Origin of the sequence: Agrobacterium sp. LR_9 (assembly GCF_041954855.1) — a bacterium.
Classification (GTDB): domain Bacteria; phylum Pseudomonadota; class Alphaproteobacteria; order Rhizobiales; family Rhizobiaceae; genus Agrobacterium; species Agrobacterium leguminum.
Genome location: NZ_JAVAYA010000011.1, coordinates 109,370 through 128,314, shown reverse-complemented (window position 1 = coordinate 128,314; position 18,945 = coordinate 109,370). Strand labels below are relative to the sequence as shown.

At 58.7% G+C, this 18,945-nt stretch carries 19 protein-coding genes and 1 pseudogene; 5 read left to right on the top strand and 15 right to left on the bottom strand.

Annotated features, from left to right (window positions below):
- Window positions 1-3: 3 nt before the first annotated feature.
- The 13 genes and pseudogenes from RAC79_RS14620 to RAC79_RS14560 form a co-directional block, all read right to left on the bottom strand.
- Window positions 4-1,008 (bottom strand): ABC transporter permease, encoded by a 1,005-nt coding sequence (locus RAC79_RS14620; RefSeq protein WP_174039644.1) that lies wholly within the window; start codon window positions 1,006-1,008, stop codon window positions 4-6.
- Window positions 1,005-1,808, bottom strand: coding sequence for an ATP-binding cassette domain-containing protein (locus RAC79_RS14615; protein ID WP_065656268.1), 804 nt, complete (start codon window positions 1,806-1,808; stop codon window positions 1,005-1,007). Before RAC79_RS14615 ends, RAC79_RS14620 begins: the two co-directional genes overlap by 4 nt.
- A complete protein-coding gene (locus RAC79_RS14610; protein ID WP_080856771.1) occupies window positions 1,805-2,758 on the bottom strand; it encodes a substrate-binding domain-containing protein in 954 nt (317 codons plus the stop codon). The genes RAC79_RS14615 and RAC79_RS14610 overlap by 4 nt, the downstream gene beginning before the upstream one ends.
- A 35-nt stretch (window positions 2,759-2,793) precedes the next feature.
- Window positions 2,794-3,819: a LacI family DNA-binding transcriptional regulator gene (locus RAC79_RS14605; RefSeq protein WP_174039643.1), complete on the bottom strand. Its 1,026-nt coding sequence runs from the start codon at window positions 3,817-3,819 to the stop codon at window positions 2,794-2,796.
- 192 nt (window positions 3,820-4,011) lie between these two features.
- Window positions 4,012-5,166 carry an iron-containing alcohol dehydrogenase gene (locus RAC79_RS14600; RefSeq protein WP_174039642.1) on the bottom strand — a complete coding sequence of 385 codons (1,155 nt, stop codon included), beginning with the start codon at window positions 5,164-5,166 and terminating at the stop codon, window positions 4,012-4,014.
- A 12-nt stretch (window positions 5,167-5,178) separates the two neighbouring features.
- Window positions 5,179-5,484: pseudogene (locus tag RAC79_RS14595) on the bottom strand (hypothetical protein); the annotation flags it as partial.
- A 117-nt stretch (window positions 5,485-5,601) separates the two neighbouring features.
- The gene (locus RAC79_RS14590; RefSeq protein WP_065656273.1) at window positions 5,602-6,312 is read right to left on the bottom strand and encodes an anti-sigma factor domain-containing protein; all 711 of its coding nucleotides are present in this window, start codon (window positions 6,310-6,312) and stop codon (window positions 5,602-5,604) included.
- The gene (locus tag RAC79_RS14585; RefSeq protein ID WP_065656274.1) at window positions 6,309-6,851 is read right to left on the bottom strand and encodes a sigma-70 family RNA polymerase sigma factor; all 543 of its coding nucleotides are present in this window, start codon (window positions 6,849-6,851) and stop codon (window positions 6,309-6,311) included. The genes RAC79_RS14590 and RAC79_RS14585 overlap by 4 nt, the downstream gene beginning before the upstream one ends.
- A gap of 140 nt (window positions 6,852-6,991) precedes the next feature.
- Complete coding sequence (locus RAC79_RS14580) at window positions 6,992-7,420, bottom strand: DUF2177 family protein (protein WP_142844979.1); 429 nt, start codon at window positions 7,418-7,420, stop codon at window positions 6,992-6,994.
- A 68-nt stretch (window positions 7,421-7,488) separates the two neighbouring features.
- Complete coding sequence (locus RAC79_RS14575; protein ID WP_125145416.1) at window positions 7,489-7,866, bottom strand: DUF2147 domain-containing protein; 378 nt, start codon at window positions 7,864-7,866, stop codon at window positions 7,489-7,491.
- 27 nt (window positions 7,867-7,893) lie between these two features.
- Window positions 7,894-9,126, bottom strand: a complete 1,233-nt coding sequence (locus tag RAC79_RS14570; RefSeq protein ID WP_142844978.1) for a cyclopropane-fatty-acyl-phospholipid synthase family protein — start codon at window positions 9,124-9,126, stop codon at window positions 7,894-7,896.
- The gene (locus tag RAC79_RS14565; RefSeq protein ID WP_142844977.1) at window positions 9,113-9,931 is read right to left on the bottom strand and encodes a DUF1365 domain-containing protein; all 819 of its coding nucleotides are present in this window, start codon (window positions 9,929-9,931) and stop codon (window positions 9,113-9,115) included. Before RAC79_RS14565 ends, RAC79_RS14570 begins: the two co-directional genes overlap by 14 nt.
- On the bottom strand, window positions 9,928-11,298 hold the full coding sequence (locus RAC79_RS14560) for an NAD(P)/FAD-dependent oxidoreductase (RefSeq protein ID WP_142844976.1): 1,371 nt from the start codon (window positions 11,296-11,298) through the stop codon (window positions 9,928-9,930). The genes RAC79_RS14565 and RAC79_RS14560 overlap by 4 nt, the downstream gene beginning before the upstream one ends.
- Before the next feature lie 192 nt (window positions 11,299-11,490).
- Between RAC79_RS14560 and RAC79_RS14555 the strand changes: the two genes are divergently transcribed.
- A complete protein-coding gene (locus tag RAC79_RS14555; protein WP_142844975.1) occupies window positions 11,491-12,279 on the top strand; it encodes a DUF1295 domain-containing protein in 789 nt (262 codons plus the stop codon).
- Entirely contained in the window at window positions 12,276-13,301 is a 1,026-nt protein-coding gene (locus RAC79_RS14550) for a cyclopropane-fatty-acyl-phospholipid synthase family protein (RefSeq protein WP_142844974.1), read from the top strand. The genes RAC79_RS14555 and RAC79_RS14550 overlap by 4 nt, the downstream gene beginning before the upstream one ends.
- A 208-nt stretch (window positions 13,302-13,509) precedes the next feature.
- On the opposite strand, the gene RAC79_RS14545 is transcribed toward RAC79_RS14550, so the two are convergent.
- Entirely contained in the window at window positions 13,510-14,118 is a 609-nt protein-coding gene (locus tag RAC79_RS14545; protein WP_142844973.1) for a DsbA family protein, read from the bottom strand.
- 63 nt (window positions 14,119-14,181) lie between these two features.
- The gene (dsbD, locus tag RAC79_RS14540; RefSeq protein WP_142844972.1) at window positions 14,182-16,002 is read right to left on the bottom strand and encodes a protein-disulfide reductase DsbD; all 1,821 of its coding nucleotides are present in this window, start codon (window positions 16,000-16,002) and stop codon (window positions 14,182-14,184) included.
- Window positions 16,003-16,118: 116 nt separating this feature from the next.
- Between dsbD and RAC79_RS14535 the strand changes: the two genes are divergently transcribed.
- The 3 genes from RAC79_RS14535 (at window position 16,119) to RAC79_RS14525 (ending at window position 18,918) form a co-directional block, all read left to right on the top strand.
- Window positions 16,119-16,778: a response regulator transcription factor gene (locus RAC79_RS14535; RefSeq protein WP_065656201.1), complete on the top strand. Its 660-nt coding sequence runs from the start codon at window positions 16,119-16,121 to the stop codon at window positions 16,776-16,778.
- Window positions 16,778-18,136: an ATP-binding protein gene (locus tag RAC79_RS14530; RefSeq protein WP_174039641.1), complete on the top strand. Its 1,359-nt coding sequence runs from the start codon at window positions 16,778-16,780 to the stop codon at window positions 18,134-18,136. Before RAC79_RS14535 ends, RAC79_RS14530 begins: the two co-directional genes overlap by 1 nt.
- A gap of 80 nt (window positions 18,137-18,216) precedes the next feature.
- Window positions 18,217-18,918 (top strand): L,D-transpeptidase, encoded by a 702-nt coding sequence (locus RAC79_RS14525; RefSeq protein ID WP_236781156.1) that lies wholly within the window; start codon window positions 18,217-18,219, stop codon window positions 18,916-18,918.
- Window positions 18,919-18,945 lie beyond the last annotated feature (27 nt).

The window sequence follows — 18,945 nt, the reverse complement described above, 5'->3', positions numbered from 1 at the left end:
GCATCACCCCTTTCTCTTCGCGCCGAGGCGGAAGTTGGCGGTGAAGATGCGCGTGTTGAGCCAGATTGCTGCGAGAATGATGGCGCCCGTCACGATCTGGGTAAAGAAGGGAGAGATATGCATGAGGATAAGGCCATTGCCGATGACGGCGATGGTCATGGTGCCCAGAACCGTGCCGAGAATTGTGCCGCGACCGCCCATCAACGATGTGCCGCCCAGAACCACCGCCGCAACCACCTGAAGCTCGAAACCGACCGCCGCATTCGAGGATCCCGACCCCAGCCGTGCTGCAATCATGAGGCCGGCAATGGCCGAGGCCACGCCCGCAGCCAGATAGACCGAGGCGAGAATCCATTTGGCTGGCATCCCGACGCGGCGCGCCGCTTCGGGATTGGAGCCGACGGCGACGACGCGACGACCATATCGGGTGCTGGAAAGCACGATATAGGCGATGATGGTAACGACGACGCCGATCAGGGCAGGAACGGGCATGCCAAGGAAATCACCCCTGCCGAGGTAAAAGAAACCGGGCGCTTCCGGTATCGGCACGGAATAGCCCTGCGTGATATAGAGGGCAACGCCGCGCAGGATGGAGAGGCCTGCAAGCGTCACGATGAAGGCTGGAATGCCCTGATAGGCAATGAACCAGCCCTGCACGAGGCCAAGCCCGCCGCCGAGCACGAGCATGGCGACGACAACCAGCGGCCAGGGGTAACCGGCCGCAAGCAGGATCGCCCCGACGGCATTGATCAGGGCGACCATGGAGCCGACGGACAGATCGATACCGCCGGTGATGATGACGAATGTCATCGCGACTGAGACGATCAGGATGGGCGCGGCCTGACGGACCACGTTCAGAAGATTGCCGGCCGTCAGAAACGTATCCGTGGTTGCGGAGAAGAACAGCATGCAGAGGGCAAAAAAGGCGGCGATGGAAAGCACCTGCGCATTTTCGGCGAAAAAGTCCGAAAGCGGCGAGCCTTTGGCGCGTTCAGTATAGACGGTCAATGACGTTGCCCTCCCACGATCAGACGCACGAGATCCTCGAGGCTGGTGTCGTTGATCTGACGCTCTGCCACCTTGGTGCCTTCATACATGACGGCGATGCGGTCGCAGACCCGGAAGAGATCCTGAAGCCGGTGGGTGATGAGAATAACCGACACGCCCTTGGCCTTGACGCGATTGATGAGCGAAAGCACGGCTTCCACTTCCGCAACGGCAAGCGCCGATGTCGGCTCGTCCATGATCAGGACTTTCGGATTGAAGGAGGCCGCCCGCGCAATGGCGATTGCCTGTCGCTGGCCGCCGGACAGTTTCTCCACCTTGGAGGTGAGACGCGGAATGCGGATTTCCAGTGCATCCAGCATCTTGCGAGCTTCTGAAAGCATGGTCGGCCGGTCGAGAAACGGACCTTTGGTAATTTCGCGCCCGAGGAAGAGATTGCCCACGACATCGATATGGTCACACAGGCTCAGATCCTGAAAAACCATCTCAATGTTGCGGTTGCGGGCATCGGCAGGGCCGGAGAAGCGAATGGCTTCCCCTTCCATTGTGATCGTGCCTTCATCAGGGATATAGGTGCCGGAAATCACCTTGGTGAGGGTAGATTTACCGGCCGCATTGTCGCCGACGAGACCGAGGCACTCGCCGGGAAAGATATCCAGATCGACGCCGCGAAGCGCCTGATGCGAGCCAAAGGTCTTGCGGATATTGCGCAGGGAGATACGCGCTTCACGATCGGGCTGCCGGGAGAGAAGATCTCCCCCGGCGCCGTCGACAGCGCCTGTGTGCTGTCCGGCCGCAATCATTTGAAGACCGCACGGTAGGGTTCGACATTGGCCTTGGTGACGATGGTGACCGGCACGGCAATGGTCTTTTCCACGGTGCCGCCATCGGAGACGGTCTTGAGGGCCTTGACCGCCGCTGCACCCATGGCGGAAGGATCCTGCTGGATGACGCCTGCGACATAACCCGCATCGATGCCTGCAATCGCCTGTTTGGTCAAATCCCAGCCAAACACCTTGATGTCTTTCTGTTTGCTCTGGCTTTCAACGGCGGCGACCGCTCCAAGAAGAGCCGGTTCACCGGTGGCATAAATTGCGGTCATATCAGGATTGCCGGTGATGAGGTTTTCCGCTGCCGACAGTGCGGTGTCCTGAACGTTCTGGCCATCGACGACACCTGCCGCCGTGATGCCGGTCTTGTCCTTGATCGTGTCTTCAAAGCCCTTCTGGCGGATGTTCTGGATGAAGGAGTTCAGCGCACCGACGACGCCAATCTTGGCTTTGCCGCCCATGTCGGACTTCACGTAGTCAAGGAAGAATTTTCCCATGTCGGCGCCCGCTTTGCCGTTATCCACGCCGATCTGCGCCTTCTGCGGACCTTCCGGCAAGATGGCGTCAATGGCGACAACGGGAATATTGGCGGCGGCCGCCTGCTTTACGGCCGGCATGATGCCATTGACATCGATGGCGACCACGGCAATGCCGTCCACCTTCTGCTGGATATAGGTTTCAATCGCGCTGTTCTGAGCGGCGGGGTCATTGTTGGCGTTAAAGATCACCAGCTTGACGCCGGCTTCCTTGGCGGCTTTTTCCGCGCCTTCATTCATCTGGTTAAAAAACAGCGCCTGCTGGTTGATCTGAACCAGGGCGATCGTCTTTTCGGCGGCGTTGGCGAGACCAGCAGACAAAGTCGCGCCGGCAAGGACGGTCGCAGCCAGAGCTGCGGAAAAATATCGACGTTTGAAATTCAGCATTATCGTTCTTCCTCTGTTGGTTTCGTTGCTTTTTATTAGATCGCGGGCGGCGCAACGGATTCACGCACGACGATTTCGACGGGCAAGAGCTCCTCTGACAGCAAAGGAGGTTCCTGGTCCGAATTGGTTTCGAGCAAAAGCGACAGGGCGCGTTGGCCAATGGCGCTGACAGGCTGGCGAATGGCGGTGAGCGGCGGCGCAAAAAGATGCAGCGGCCCGACGTCGTCGAAACCTATCATCGACACGTCCTGCGGGATGCGCACGCCTTCGGAACGCAGAACCTCGACAAATCCGATGGCGATTTCGTCCGAACTGGCGAAAACCGCCGTTGCCGGTCGCCCCTCATCCAGAAAGCGGCGCGCGGCAGCCCGGCCAAATTCCACGGTATAGGCGCCGCAATATCTGGAAATCGAAAGCTCTGCCTCCGCCACCCGCTCGGTGAGAGCAGATTTGAGGCCGCGAAAACGACGCTCCGTACTGATCATGTCCTCTGGTCCCCCGACATAAAGGACACGTTTATGCCCATGCATGGCCAGATGCGCGCCCGCCAGGCGACCACCCTGCTCATTGTCGCAGAAGAGTTTCGGCACGGTGGCGCCGGGCACGTCTTCATCGACCACCACGACCTTGCCGGTGGTATTGATCAGCTCCGCCAGTTCGTCGGTATTGGGGTGGTTCGTGATGAAAACGAGCCCATCGACATGATTGCGGGCAAGCAGACGAAGATAGGACAATTCCCGACCCGTACGGTTCAGCGTGGCGAAAAGCGAGAGGGCAAGTCCTCGCCTGTCGGCTTCTTCTTCGACGGCCGCAACGAGCATGCCGAAAAACGGGTTTCCAATATCAGGAACGACAAGGCCGATCGTGTCCGAGCGCCCTCGGCTCAAGCGTCTGGCATGGGGATTGGGCACGTAATTGAGTTCACGGATAGCGGCCTCGATGCGCGCTTTCGTTTCTGGCGGCAGCTCCAGCGTGCCGTTCAGAAGCCGCGATACGGTCGCAACTGAAACGCCTGCCGCCAAGGCGACATCTTTGAGGCTGGTCGCATGGTTCCGCGCCATCACACTCCCGCTTTCTGTTCCACTCTATCGGGTCTTTTCGACCTCTGTTCGGCTTGTAAAGCGATTTACTAAACCGGTTTACAAAGAAGTCTAAAAGCTCGGCCGAGTCAACACGGTTTTATAACCTCTTTAAAATTTGTCTGTTTCACCGGAGCCGGATCGAAGTGGAGATAAGGCGGCGCTTACCTTTGCCTACCAAGCATCTTCGTAGATTCTGGCGGCATCGGACAGCAGCACCGTCCGTGGATTGTTAACCAGCAGGCGGGTCTGTTCCATCGCACTTTCCGCCAGCAAGGCAAGCCCGTCTTTTGGTATCCCAACATCTCTCAGTCGCACCGGCAGGTTCAGGCGCCCGGGGAGCAAGGCCAGCCCTTCCAGGAAGCCGGCAAGTCGGCCGGACCTGTCGGCAGACTCCAGCTGAGGAAAAAGACATGGCGCCAATTCCGCATAGGCATCCCCGCACACCGTTGCGTTGAAACGCAACACATGTGGCAGGACCAGGCTGTTGGAGAGCCCGTGCGGAACATGATAGAGGCCGCCAATCGGGTAGGCGAGAGCATGAACGGCCGCAACCGGCGAATTGGCAAAGGCCTGACCGGCCAGCATCGCACCCAGCAGCATGGCCTGTCTGGCAACCATCTCGGCCCCGTTATTCACGGCGATCTCGATATTCGCTCCAAGAAGCCGGAGCGCCTCTTTGGCAAGGGTGCGGGAAACAGGATTGTTGTTCGCACTGGCGGAGGTGAACGCCTCGATGGCGTGGACCATGGCGTCAATTCCCGTCGCCGCAGTCACCGCTGGAGGAAGGCCGACGGTCAGGCTTGCGTCGAGGATCGCCGCATCCGGCAGCAGGGTTGGCGACACCACGCCCTTTTTCTGATGTGCATCCGTGGTAACGATGGAAATCGGCGTGACTTCCGATCCGGTACCTGCCGTCGTCGGCACCAGCACGAGGGGCAGGCGTTCCCCGGTCACCTTGCCGACGCCGTAAATATCACCGAGTGCTTCACCGCTTCTGGCCAGCAGGGCTACGAGTTTCGCGACATCGAGCGATGAGCCGCCACCGATGCCCAGTATGCCGGTGGCACCGAAATCGATTGCACGCGCTACAGCGTCGTGGATGACGGTTTCCGGAGGATCAGCGACAACGCCGGTGAAGATCGATGTTTCGGCTCCGCCCTCCGAAAGGCTCGCAAGGGCGGGTTGAACAAGCCCAGCCCTGACGACGCCATCGTCTGAAATTACCAGGACACGCGACCCGAGCCCGGTCTTCAGCTCCGAAAGCCTTGCGATACTGCCGGGGCCTGCGATTATCTGCGGGACAGTCGCGAATGTGAACGTGGACATCTTATCGGTCTCTCACTGATGCCATTTGACGAGAGGCTGATAGTGATGTGGTTGACGCATGACGACAAGATCCTTTCGCCGGACAATGTTCGTCGGATAGGGTGTATCGAGGTTGGTGGTAGAAAGCGGTTCCGCCCGGGTGTGGGGAGCCTCAAGCCCGGTCAGCGACAGTTCCGGGAAAACCAGAATGTCCGGCGCTGTCGTCGCCCTCGCTTCTGTGGCCAGTGCGGTGATGCGGGCGATGTTGTCTGCGATCACGGAGGAGGGGGCGAACTGGGCAACGGCCGCGCGCGATTTGCGCCCGCGCGGGATCGGTCTGCACGAGTTCACCGAAATCAAGGGCATCGTCGGCTTCGGAGATTGACCGTTACGACCCATCTCGTATCGTGACGCGTTCATCGGGGACTCGCCTCGAAATCGGGAAGCGTTAAACCTTCATCCCCATCGCGCCGTGCCGACAGCGATAACAGGGCCGGTTGCCTGACCAGTCGGCGAGCCGCCGAAAGGTTCGACGCTGATCGCGAAGGTGGTGCCTTCGGTGATGCTGTTGCGCATGTCGGCGGGGATTATAAGATCGCCATTCGTGCCGGGCTGGAAGACGCCGAGCGAGCGGGTCTTGCCGCCATCCATCACCAGCCACAGTTCCAGCGATTTTTCGTCGGTCTTGCCGGTTGCGACAGGCACAATGTGCATCCGTCCGGATTCCGCATCGTAGGAGGCGAGGAGATTAACCTGGCTGTCGGTCGTTGCAAGTTCGGCCACCAACGGAGTGGCGCCCTGCCATTTTTCGGGGAAGGCGGCGTAAACGATGGCGGCCACGGCGGTTGCGCTGGTGGCAACCGAGATCCAGCGCCAGAAGGACGCGGAATTCCAGAGGCTGCCATTGGTATTGACGGTCCTGCCGCCGAACAGGCGTTCTTCGATACGCGCAAGAACAGCGGCGCTCGGTGCCTGCTCCTGGTAATCGGCATTGAAGTCGGAAAATTCCGCCTCCCAGCGCTGCACCAGCTGTGCGAAGGCCGCGTCGTCCTGCATGCGTCGTTCCAGTTCACGGCGCTTTTCGAGCGGCAGCACGCCCAGGACATATTCACCGGCGAGGATGTCGTCGTGCGAATGCTTGCCGCCGCTCTGTTCGCCCGTTGTCATCGCTGCATGCACTCTCTGAGTTTGAGAAGACTGCGTCGCAGCCAGGTTCTGACCGTGTTGAGCGGCACCCGCAATTCTTCGGCGAGTTCGAGATAGCTCAAGCCCTCGACATAGGCCCGACGCACCGCCTGCGCGTGTACGGTCTCAAGCTCGCGCATGCAGGCTTCGATCCTGCGGCCTTCATCGGCGAGAACGATCTGCTGCTCAGGATCGCGGGCGCTCTCGTCGGCAAGATCGTAGGCTTCCTCGATGTCGTCGGTTATGGGCTTGCGCGCGCGGATCGTGTCTATTGCATGATTGCGGGCAATGGCGGCAAGCCATGTGGCGGGTTTGCCGGCGCTCGCGGCAAATGTCCGGGCCCGCTGCCAGACCTTGATATAGATTTCCTGCAGCGCCTCCTCGGCTTCCGTTCTGTCACGCAGGATTTTCAGGCAGATCGCGAAAAGCTTCGGACTGGTTGCCTGATAAAGCGAGACGAATGCTGAACGATCACCCATGCCGACGCGGTTAATAAGGCTTGCGATCTCTGTGCCCTGCATTCGAACCTTCCTTGCTGCGCCTCCTTTATAGGATCGTATTTCGCAGGAAGACAAGAGATGCATGCTCATGCTGCGAACCTGGCAACGACTGGGCCGCAGGGTTATCGCACTTAAGCGGCCGGTAAGAGGGGATGTCGTCATCACAGGCCCGTCGGATTTTCCAGCGGGCCGACCAGCCGCACCGTGAGGAAATAGCCGATTGTAGCCGCTGCCGCGGAGACGAAGGTTCCCCATAGAAGATCGGCGACGGTCAGGGTCGTGGACCAGCTTTTGAGCGTCGCCTGATTGGTCAGGTCGTAAGTGGCATAGGCCATGAAGCCGACCACTGCGCCATAGAGCAGCGCGGTCGTCCATTCTCCTGTCTGAAAGGCCGGGCGAACCGCAAGAAAGGTCAGGCCGGCGGCATAGATGAGGTAAAAGACGACCGCCGGAGCAAGCCGAAAGTTTTCTGCCAGAAGATCGCCGATGGCCGGGCGGTAAAGGCGCGACGCCATCGTGCTCAACCAGATGAAATCAACCACCAGAAAGGCGACGAGGGTAAAAAGGTAGGCTGCGACATAGGTTTTCATTGGTGTTTTCCTTTGCAGGGCATCGATAAGGGAGCGACGATGGCGGGCGAAGCAACGTGTAGATGTGGCTAGTTGATCCTTGTCCAATTTATGCCTTTGCACAGCAGACCGGCGACGATACAGCCTTTCGTGGTCATGCCGTTGCCGTTTATTGTCACTGTTATCCTGTAGGATTTATCCCGCTGGGGGTCGAAAGCGGTGCCGGAATAGCTGCCTGCCTCTGTCTGCTTTATGTCCATGATCAGCCGGTCCCCGGCCTTTTCCTTCGGGGTGCCCGGCTTGATCCAGGTGTTTGTGGCACAGATATTTTCACCGCAGGGCGCAATCAGTACTTTCGCCTTGCCGTCTCCGCGTGCCCAGTTGCCGTCGATATCGGCCGCCGTCGCGCTGGACGCGGCCAGCAGTGGCCATAGGACGGAAGCAACCGTTAATCTGTTGATCATCATTGTCTCTCTCCGCAGTTTGGTCCCGCCTTATCTGTGTTCGATCGTGTAGAAGCCCACATTTATGCTCCCTTCGGCAAAGCCCGCCTCGCAATAGCAAAGGTAATAATCCCAAAGCCGTCGAAAGCGGTCATCGAAGCCGAGCAGGGAAATCGCCTGCCACCGCGCATGAAAACGCTGGCGCCACTCGGCGAGCGTGAGCGCGTAGGACTGGCCGAAAAGTTCCTTATCGGTGAGCTTAAGGCCGGTTTTGTCGACCGCTTTTTCGAGCGCGGCATCTGAGGGCAGAAAGCCGCCGGGAAAGACGTATTTCTGAATGAAATCCGCCTTGCGCCGATATGTATCGAAGCGGCTTTCTTCAATCGAAATGATTTGCAGCACCGCACTGCCGCCCGGTTTCAGGCATCTTTTCAGCGTTTCGAAATAGCTCGGCCAATAGGCCTCGCCGACTGCTTCGAACATCTCGACGGAGACAATCCTGTCGAATTGGCCGTTCAGGTCGCGGTAATCCTGCAGCCTCAGATCGATGCGGTCTGTGCTGCCGGCTTTTTCCACCGCATTTTTTGCCCATTTTAACTGGGAGGGGGAGAGAGTGATGCCGGTGACGTTGGCTTTGGCCTGCGTGGCAAGGTGAATGGCGAGTGCGCCCCAGCCGCAGCCGATCTCCAATATGTTCTCGCCGCCGCTCAATTGCAGTTTATCGACGATACGTTCCAGTTTTTTCAGTTGTGCGGCTTCGAGCGTAGACGTCGTGTCATCGAAAATCGCCGAAGAATACAGCATGGAGGGATCAAGCCACTGCCGGTAAAACTCGTTGCCGAGATCATAATGCGCTTCGATATTGCGGCGGCTGCCGCGTCTGGTATTGGCATTCAACCCGTGCGCAGTGCGGTTGAGAAGGCGCATCGGCAGGCTGCCGCGCATTGACCTTGCGAACGCCTCGCGATTTTGGGCCGCAAAGCGGATCAGCGCCGTCAGATCTGGTGTGGTCCAGTCGCCTTCGATGAAACCCTCGGCAAAGCCGATGTCGCCGTTCAGCAGCATTCGCCGGATCGCGCGCCAGCTATGCAGGACAAGGATCGCCTCGCTGCCATTCGTTGCGCCGGATCTTTCAATGATGCCGCCGCCGGGAAGAATGACATGTAATCTTCCCCTGTCGATATTGCTCAACAGCCGGTTGATGAGCCACATGCCTGGGCTGATGCGGTCGTTCAGGCGCGTATTCTTCGCCGATAATTCCGTGAGATTGTCAAACGGGGTCATGAATTTTGGCCTCGATTTGCGACGATGAAGGATGATGGAAGGAGACTGGACCGGCAGGCGGCAGCGGCCGTTTTCTGAACTGCACGCCTTTCAGCCAAATTTTCAGGGCCTCCCAATGAATGCCCAGAATGACCTTGAGCGTCAGGAGGGGAATGGCGAAGAAAGCTTTCAGAAGCGCACCGTCCGTCAATTCGACACGCCGGGCCAGATGCCGGGCGGTCAGGATCAGGCCGTCCTTGTCGAAAGTATCGATGACGATTTTCAGCCTGTCGCCCGGCGGGGCGACGCGGAAAACATAGTGGAGATCCATGTCCATGAATGGAGAGACATAAAAGGCCTTGTCGCATTGCTGGACGATCTCGGTCGATTTGCCGGCTTCCACCGGGATCAGGTATGAGTGTCTCTCGCCAAACGTGTTGTCCACCTCCCAGAGGATAGCTTTGAGCGACAAGTCGCGCCCGTAGCAGAAGAAGACACTGAGTGGGTTGAAGGCCCACCCAAGCAGGCGCGGCATGGTGAGCAGACGTATCGGGCCTCCGTCCACTGCCATGCCTGCCGCCGTCATGGCTGCCTCGATCTGCTGGCGCAGCCCGATGGCGCTGCGGTTGCCGCGGTCCCTGCTGTGAAACGAGAACAGGTTGAACCGGTCTACGGAGAAAAATCGCAATTTCCGGTCGAGCACGTTCAACTCATCGAGGTCGAGGAGCAGCGAATAAATCCGGTAGGCGAGCTTATGGGTTTTCGGCTTCAAGCGCGCATGCGTTACATGGCCGGGAAAAAGCGCCGAGGTGAGGGGAGGCGTCATGCCATCGCCTCCATGATTTCCGTGTCTGTCGCAATCGTCGCCAAATCCAGGCGGATGATCCGGCCGTTGTCGTCAGCAACCTTCCATGGACGGGATACGCCGCCAAGATCTTCGGCGACGGCAAGGCCGGCCTGAAGACCATCTTCATGAAAACCGGATCCGAAATAAGCGCCGCAGAACCAGGTGTTTCGCAGACCCTGCAGGGCCCATAGCTCCTGACGCGCCTGTTCGGTGCCAGCATCAAAAACCGGATGGTGATAGGTTTCCTCGGCGATGATTTTTCCTTGATCCGGTTCTCGCTCCGGGTTCAGCGTTACGAAAATGTCCGGGGTTTCACCCAGCGGCTGAAGTCTGTTCATCCAGTAGGTAATGCTCGGCAGGCTCGTTTTAATGCGCGTGTCGGCCACATAGTTCCAGCTTGACCAGGCAGCGCGGCGGCGCGGCATGAAACGGCTGTCGGTGTGAAGCACGGCGCGGTTTTGGGTGTAGGCAAAAGCGCCAAGAATGCGCCGTTCGGTGCGTGTTGCATCGGCGAGCATGTCGAGCGCCTGATCCGCATGGGTTGCTATCACCACATCATCGAAGCGCACGGCTTTGCCGTCCGCAGTGGTGATTTCGACGCCGTCCGGCAGGCGGTGGATGCGCTTCACCGGCGTCGAGAGGAGAATTCGATCTGCAAACGGCGCCGTAATGCGTTTCACATATTCGCGCGAGCCACCGACGACTGTGCGCCAGACCGGCCGATTGCGCAGCAACAGCAGGCCGTGATTGCGGCAGAATTTGATGAAATGCGCCGCCGGATAACGGCCGACCTCCATGGCCGGCGTGGACCAGATGGCCGCAGCCATGGGGTAAAGATGATCGTCGCGGAACGCTGAACCGTACCGGTTGCGGGTGAGATATTCGTCGAGAGACAGATCGCCCATCAAATGCAGGTCGCGCGGGGCATTGCGGTAAAAGCGCAAAAGGTCAGCAAGCATCGCCCAGAAACGTGGCCTCAGGATGTTGGACTTCTGGGCCAGCAGGCCGGGGCCCGTTCCGCCGGAATATTCGAAACCGCCATCATTCAGAGAAACGGCGAAAGACATGTTCGAAGCTGCGGTCGCCACGCCCAGTTGCTTAAAAAGCGCCGTGAGATTGGGGTAGGTCTGCTCGTTATAGACAATGAATCCGGTATCGACATGGACTTGTCCGCGGTCTGTGCTGAACGTCACCGTATTGGTGTGGCCTCCGATGCGGTCAGCCGCTTCGAAAACAGTTACATCGTGTCGTTGCGACAAAAGCCAGGCCGCCGACAGACCGGAAATTCCCGTTCCGACGACGGCGATGCGGCGGCTTTGTTCTTTTTTCGCTTCGGTGTCGACCATTTTTCCTCGCTATCGCGCTGCCAATCCAGTCCTGGGGACCGCGACATGTACGAGGAGGCCGCCCGATCAGTTTCACCGGCGCACCGATTTTTTGAAATTTTGTCCGGCGCCTGAAACTCTTTTGCGGGTCCGCTCGTATTTGCCATCACGAAACCCGACCTCAAACCATTCAAAATGGCGAGCGAATTAGTGATGTTTTCTGTAGTCCTGGCGCTTGCCATTCTCATGTCGCTTCTGATGGCGGGTGCTTGGGCGTTGCAGAGAGCAACCGGTTCAAGCGGCTGGATCGACACGGTCTGGGCGGCAACTGTCGGGTTTGGCGGAATTTTCGCCGTTGTTTTCGCTGGTGGAGACGGCTGGCGGCGCGGTGCTGTACTTTTCCTGGTCGTTGTCTGGTCCCTGCGGCTTGCCGGCCATATCGGCATGCGCACGCGAGGAGCCGGGGAGGATCCCCGCTATGCAAAGCTTATGGAGCAATGGGGGAGCGCTGCCGCCCTGCGGCTATTCATCTTCCTGCAGATACAGGCAATCGCCGCTTTCGTGCTCGTTCTTGCGGTCTATCTTGCGGCAAGCAACACCCATGTGTTTCCGCGTATGGTTGACGTTATCGCCATGGTGGTTGCCCTTGGCGCGCTGGCAGGCGAAGCGCTCTCCGACGCCCAGCTCTCGAAATTCAGAAAGACCGCAGCGGCAAAAAACAGTGTCTGCGAAACCGGCCTGTGGCGTTATTCCCGTCACCCCAACTATTTTTTCGAATGGCTTTTCTGGTGCGGTTTTCCGCTGCTGGCCATTCAGGGGCAGCCCTTGTCATGGGTATCGCTCGCGGCACCGGCGATGATGTACTGGCTGCTTGTCCATGTCTCCGGCATTCCGCCGCTTGAAGACCATATGTTGCAATCGCGCGGGGAAAAATTCCGCGCCCTTCAAAAACGCGTCAACGCCTTTTTTCCGGGGCCGCGCAAGAACGAGGACAGGCCATGAACATGCTCGCACTCGCCATCAACGCCGCCGAGCGCGCGCCGCTCAGCGACGGCGTGACGCTGGCCGGAATAGATATGCTCTGTGCACGAACGAAGCGGCGGCTTGCCGCTATTCCAGCGGATGCGGAAGAGGTTTTCGCGGCGGATATGGTAAAGTTTCCCGTCGCCAGCCATACCGACGATGCAAACAAACAGCATTATGAAGTGCCAGCGGCATTTTTCGCGCTCGTTCTGGGAGAGCAGCGCAAATATTCCTGCTGTTATTATGACGATGCCACGACGACGCTGGATGAAGCTGAAAATGTTGCTTTGGCCCAGACCTCGGCCCATGCCGGCCTTGAGGACGGCATGGATATTCTGGAACTCGGCTGCGGATGGGGTTCGTTATCCCTTTATATGGCCGGCCGCTTCCCAAATGCGCGCATCGTGTCAGTCTCGAATTCCGTGTCGCAGCGCGAATATATAATCGGTCGTGCCCGAGAACGGGGGCTTTCAAACCTTTCTGTCGTGACGGCCGATATGAATGATTTTACGACGGGAGATCGATTCGACCGTGTCGTATCGGTGGAAATGTTCGAGCATATGTCGAATTGGCGCGTGTTGTTCGAGCGTGTTCACTCGTGGCTGAAGCCGGACGGCAGGTTTTTCCTGCATGTGTTTAACCACCGCGACCGATCCTATCGTTTTGACCACAACAATCCTGCCGACTGGATCGCCCGGCACTTCTTCACCGGCGGCATCATGCCGGCCTTCGACCTTCCCCATCGCTTCAGTCAGCTTTTCACCGTCGAGCAGGAGTGGCGCTGGTCAGGGTCGCACTATCGTCGGACAGCGCTCGATTGGCTCGAAAATTTCGACAAAAAAATTGACCGTATCCGACCCATTCTGCAGCAAACCTATGGCGCCGACGCCCGGCTGTGGGAAAGGCGATGGCGATTGTTCTTCCTGGCGACCGCCGGGCTTTTCGGGCATGAGGGCGGTGACGTGTGGGGTGTGGGACACTACTTTTTTAAGAGGGTTTAGTGTTACCCCCACACAATCGGCGGCGTCACGTTCTAAAAACCGCGCTCGAAACGTTTGCCAAAACGAACGTTTTCTCTCAGTGAGGCGTGCAGACCGGAAGCGAGGATTCTAACGGGGCATCGAGGAGGTCCTTATGACGATTTCACTGGCAACTTCCCTGACAATCGAGATGACAGGGAGGGGCGTTGTTCCGGGCGAGATTTCCGAATTATGACCGGGCCTGTTTAATCGCGGCCTTGAGGCCTTTCTCATCCAGAACACCGGGATAGATCGTCTTGCCGATGACGAAGGATGGCGTGCCGACAAAGTTGAAGGCGAGCGCCTGGCGATAGTTTCGATCGAGCAGCGCGGAGATTTTCCTGTTGTTGCTGTTCACCGCCGCGGCGATGTCTTTCATCGCCAATCCGGCGCCGGTCAGAGCCTTTTCGACATCGTTTTCGGAAATACGCGCCTTTGTTTTCATCAGCGCTTCCATGGCGATTTCATATTGACCGATCTGGGCGGCCCCCAGTACCGCTTGCGCCGCGAAGACTGATGCGCCACCAAAGATCGGCCAGTCCTTCAAAACAAGCCTGACGTCGCCGTCATTGGCGACAACCTTTTTCACCATGGCATGTGAAGTCTTGCAATAGGGGCATTGATAATCGAAATATTCGACAATCGTGACCTTGCCTTTGGGATTTCCAAGCACGGGTGCGTCCCTGTCGAAGAACACCTCCTCCGTGCTGACCTGCTGTGCGAAGCCGTCTCCTGCAGACAACAGCGCTCCGCTAAAAGCCGCCAGTCCGCCGGCAATGAAATCGCGTCGTGAAAACATCAGAATTCTCCTTGTTGGATTATTGGGATGCCGGCAATGCGGCAGGATTGATCGCAACGTCGTTCACGGACGCGAGCCCTGCGCCCTGCGAGCCGATGCTGCCAGATCTGCGGCCGAGAATTCGCCGATCAGCCGCGTTGCTTCCGGCTCGTTTCGGTTGCTGTCGAGAAAAACCATCGTGGGCGGGCCGACTACTTTCAATGTCGAAAGCAACGCCTGTTTATTCGCGTCCAGTTTTGTCAGGTCCAGGCTGACGAGGTTCACTCCCTTCAACGCTTCAACCACATCGGGTGCGGTTAAAAGTGAGCGTTCGATCGTGCGGCAGGTCACGCACCAGTCGGCTGTGACATAAAGGAGTGTCGGTTCCTGTGGCGGCGAGCTGTCGAGCCGGGCTTCCAGGCTTGCGATGGAGGAAACCTTCTCGAAGTCGCTTTTCTTTATCGATGCGAGCGATCCGGAGCCGCTGGCGGAACTCAGCGGCTTCAGGGGAGAGAGCGGATCCGTTGCACCGATGCCGAGACCGATGAAGATCAGAATTGCCCAGATGATGGATGCGAGACCCGTCGTGCGGGAAAGCACGCTCACACCGGACTTCGGATCGCCGGTCCCTGCACCGAAGGCAAAAACGCCGAAGGAAAGGGCAAGTATTGCCCATCCGAGCAATGTCAGCCGTTCCGGCATGAGCGGCGTTGCCAGCCAAAGCGCGGTGGCCAGAAACATGAAGCCGAAAATCTGGCGCACTTTTTCCATCCACAGCCCTGCTTTCGGCAGCGCCTTGCCGCTTGCGGTCGCCATGATGACGAGGGGAATTCCCTTGCCCAGTCCAAGGGCGAATAGTGCGGCGGCGCCGATGACGATATCGCCGGTGCGGGCAATGTAGAGAAGCGCACCCGCCAGGGGAGCCGTGACACAAGGTCCGATGAGCAATGCCGAGGAGAAGCCGAGCAGCATCGCGCCGGGAATCGTGCTAGCACCCTGCGGCGATTTCGCGAACCGGGCAGAGATCACGGCTGGAAGCTGAATGTGGAAAAGGCCGAAATTTGCGAGCGCGAGGACGGCGAACAGGGTGGATATCGCGGCTACGGCATAGGTCGACTGCAGTGCGACCTGCAGGTTTTGCCCTGACCATGCGGCGGCCATTCCCATCAGCCCGAAGGCGGATGCAAGCGCAAGCGCATAAGACAGGGACAACAGGAAGCCGCGCCGCGCGGTCAATTTTTCCCCTTCCCGGGCGAGCAGGGCCGCAACGATAGGATACATCGGGAAAACGCATGGCGTGAAGGCGAGCAGCAATCCGAAACCGAGAAATCCGGCAAGAAGCAGGATCAATCCGCCATCCGCCAGCAGCAGATCGACCGCTGTCTGCGCGTTATCCTCCGCCAGTGAAAATCCTTCCTGTGTGGCGTCCATGGAGACGCCGGCCGAAGCCTGTGCGGCTTTGGCGAAGCTGTTTTGGGAAAACACACCTTCAGCGCCCACGGTCAGGCTTGCCATATCGACCGTTTTGGTGGTCGGCGGATAGCAGAGCCCCTTGTCCTTGCAACCCTGATAGGTAAGGCGGAATTTTGCCGGCGCTTCGGCGACCGATGCCGTTGCGGTCTTGTAGAAAATCTCGGTAAAGCCGAAACTGGGGTCTTCTTTCATCTCTCCGGGGAGGGACTGGATTTCCAGTTTGCGGCCGTCCTCGCCTTCTGCGCTCAGATAGTCACGGTAGAGATAATAGCCGTCATTGATCGCCCAGCGAATGATGGCGCGGCCGTCGTTTCCCCGCTCGACCGTTGCCTTGAACGCCTGGTCCATGGCAAGTGGTGTTTCCATCGCGGACGCCGGGGAGACGACCCTGAAAAGCGCCAGGATCACAAATGTGAACGCCAATATGCGCATCCGGCATATCCTTTCATGTATTCTTCCATGCCGGGACTGATCTCGCCGGGAGCTTAAGGCAGGCTTAAGCTGGTGCGCGCATGGCAAGATTGGATGGACCGCTTGCGGAGGCGTGATTGCGAATTCTCATTGTCGAAGATGATCCGATCCTGCTCGACGGGTTACGGGAAGGTTTGAAGCTGAGCGGCTTCGTCGCGGACGGCGTGACAACGGCCGCCGACGCGTCGGAGGCGCTGGCGACGGATAATTTCGATGCGGTCGTTCTTGATCGAATGCTGCCGGACGGTTCCGGGCTGGATGTCCTGAACGGCTTGCGTCGCAGTGGAAACCGGATTCCCGTCCTGCTCCTGACGGCCAAGGATGAGGTTGGAGACCGCATCGATGGTTTGGATGCGGGCGCCGACGATTATCTTGGCAAACCTTTCGATCTGGATGAGGTTGCCGCCCGTCTGCGGGCGATCATGCGCCGTGCGGCCGGGCGGGCGAGTGCGCAGATCAGCCTGCGAGGGCTGACGCTGGATCCCGCTTCGATGCAGGTTCTTCGGGATGGGTCGACCGTAATCCTGTCGCGCCGCGAGTTCTCGATCCTTCATGCGCTGATGGAAAGTCCGCAGGCAATTCACTCCAAACAGGCACTGGAAGAGCGTCTCTACGGCTGGCAGGAGGATGTGGAGAGCAATACGATCGAGGTGCATGTGCATAAGCTGCGCGCCAAACTTGGAAGTGCCGCCATCGAAACGGTGCGCGGAGTTGGCTACAGACTGGGGATGCCCTGATGCGTTCGATCCGGTTGCGGCTTTTTGCGATCCTGCTGGCGACGACGGGAGCCCTCTGGCTGCTTGCCGTCATGTGGACCTATTTCAGCGTGCAGCATCAGGTCGAGCGGGTGCTGGACGCGCGACTGATGGAAGCCGCCCGCATGGTCAGCTCGCTACTTACCGATCATCATATTGATGTGGCTGCCGCCGTGGACGACACGAAAGCCACCGACGCCGCCTCGTCGTTCGATCTCCAGGGGGACTACCGACGACAGCTCTCCTGCCAGATATGGTCGCTTCAGGGGCAACTCGTCAGCCGGTCGGAAAGTGCGCCGCGTGAATCGCTAACAGACAATCGCGACGGGTTTAGCGAAACCATCGTCGATGGTGTGCGATGGCGTGTCTTTGCGGTTGTGAATCCGAACCTCAATGCCCGTGTTCTTGTGGGCGACAGTCTGGAGATACGCGACAGGCTGGTTGCCGATGTGGTCAAGGGGCAGCTCGTTCCGGCCGTTGCCATTTTGCCGATCCTTGCGGTGCTGATCTGGCTGAGTGTTGGACAGGGGCTGGGACCGCTCAACAGGATCGCCATGTCGCTGGGGTTGAGGTCTGCGGATGAACTGCACGCCATCGAAAACAGGGACACGCCCAGTGAAATCAAGCCATTGCTTAGATCGCTGAACTCCCTCTTCCTGCGGGTGGAGGCAGCCCGTGAGCGTGAGAAGACGTTTATCGCCTATGCCGCCCACGAGTTGAAGACCCCGCTTGCCGGATTGAAGACCCAGGCTCAGGTGGCGCTGCGGAGTAAGGAGGATGATGTTCGAGACAAGGCGCTGGCGCATATTTCGACGAGCGTTGACCGGACCGGGCGTCTTGTCCGCCAGCTTATCGACCTGGCGCTTGTCGATTCGGCGGATCGCGGCGACGGGATCGAGACGGTGCGGCTCGCAGGGATAATGGAGGACATTCGGTCCGATCTTGAAGCCCAGAGCAGCAGGCGTGGCATCTCCGTGAAGCTTCGCATGCAACCGGATGAAATGGTGACCTTGAGAAACGTCAATCTCCTGCGTCTGGCCCTGCGCAACGTGATCGAGAATGCGATTCAGTATTCGCCGGAGGGCTCAAGCGTTGAGATTTGTGCACTGAAGAACGGTCCCAAGGTCGAAATCGACGTGACGGATCAAGGGCAGGGCATAAACCCGGAAGAACAGGCGACTGTCAGGGAGCGGTTCAAGCGAGGACATTCGGCCCATGGCGAAGGCAGCGGCCTTGGCCTGGCGATTGTCGACATGGCGATGCGAAAGCTCGGCGGGGAACTTGATTTTCGTCAGGCTGATTCCGGTTTCGTCGTGACGCTTATTCTGCCGCAGGAGTGACCGGACTACGGTTTAAGGCAGCCTTAAGGTTGGAGCTTCAGCCACGTTTTATAGGCTCCAACCAATTCCAGCAGGCTCCCATGATTCGTCTAATTGTTTCTCCTCGCAGGCCGATGGCCGTCGCGTTGACAATCTTCCTCACCGCTTGCGCAAGCAATGCCGACCGTATTCCCGGCGCTGCGCCGCGCCCTTCCAATGAGCGTGTCGAAGATCGGGAGGCAGCCCCGATCGGAACCGACCCGGTGCTTATGTATGGCGAAAAGACGGATGCCGGTTTTCATATTGCCGGCGTTAATACCGGAAAAATGAATCCCGAGTTCGTGCGACAGGTCGTAAGCTATGCCACGGACGAAAAGCCCGGTACGATCATCGTCGATCAACGAGCGCGTTTCCTTTATCTGATTCAACCCGGCGGTAAGGCGATCCGATATGCCGTGGGTGTCGGCCCTGTTGCGCGCGCCTTTGACGGTGGCGACGCGATTATTGCGAGAAAAGCTGCCTGGCCTCGGTGGATCCCAACACCTGAAATGGTCGCAAGGAACCCCGCGCATTACGGCCCGAATAAGGACGGAGTCGATGGCGGCCCGTCGAACCCGATGGGTGCCCGAGCGCTGTATATGCATAAGGATGGCAGGGATACATATTATCGTGTTCACGGCACGAATGATCCAGGCTCAATCGGCAAGGCTGTATCGGCCGGCTGCATTCGTCTTCTGAATCAGGATATCATCGACCTCTACAACCGGGTAAAGCCCGGTGCCCGGATCGTTGTACAAGGATAGGGTGGAGCCGCTTGATAGCCTGGCGAA